The 726-nt window shown below is 46.7% G+C and carries 1 protein-coding gene; it reads right to left on the minus strand.

Annotated elements, in window-relative coordinates; genetic code table 11:
• Positions 1 to 461 precede the first annotated feature (461 nt).
• Positions 462 to 726 (minus strand): hypothetical protein (locus tag I5E68_RS20505; protein WP_228727413.1); only part of this gene is annotated, 265 nt, incomplete at its 5' end.

Genomic DNA, 726 nt, shown 5'->3' on the forward strand with positions numbered 1-726 from the left:
CTTCATACCTTTGCTTCAGACTCTAAAGACTCCTGTGGGGGACTTAAGAGTCTTAAGATGGATCTCTGAAGGCATTCTCTTAAGGTCTGAGTAGAGTTTCAGTCAAGTATCTTAATCTGCCAACTGCCCTTCACTTAAGAAATTGCAGTTGTGAGCTAGGTTTGCATGCAGATTAATCTGCTAGCTGCAGCAGATTAATCTACTGTGACAATAAAATGATAAGTCCAGAATTCGAACCAAAGGCCTCAGCACTGGTGAGAACAACAGCAATGCAGCATTGACTTGGGTTTAGATGGCAGGATTGGTAACCATTGCGCGAGCGGAGAATGCATGGTCGCATAGCTTTCTTAAGCCATTCTTTCACTTCCTCGGGAATGAGACCACAACAGTACTGTTGTGAGTAGGGATTATCAGGTCAATCATTTATGTGTGAGCCCAAAGCATAGATATTCAGCATAGAGCTAATGGTAAGCCTGGAAGAACTTCTGCAATCCCTCTACTCCAAAGACAATCCCGCCAACGACCCCGTCAGGCCGCACTATCACGATAGTCGTAGTCGCAGAATCAGTCACATTATACCCATTGTAGGCGTGCCCATCACGATCGGTCACAATGTAGTCCGCACTCACGGATGTAGGATTGGTCGACGTGCCCTGCGGGTGAATTGCAACCGTCTTCATTCTGTCCGACGGATATTCCTTGACCGCATCTAGCACCGCTCTAGTC

Origin of the sequence: Novosphingobium aureum (assembly GCF_015865035.1) — a bacterium.
GTDB lineage: Bacteria > Pseudomonadota > Alphaproteobacteria > Sphingomonadales > Sphingomonadaceae > Novosphingobium > Novosphingobium aureum.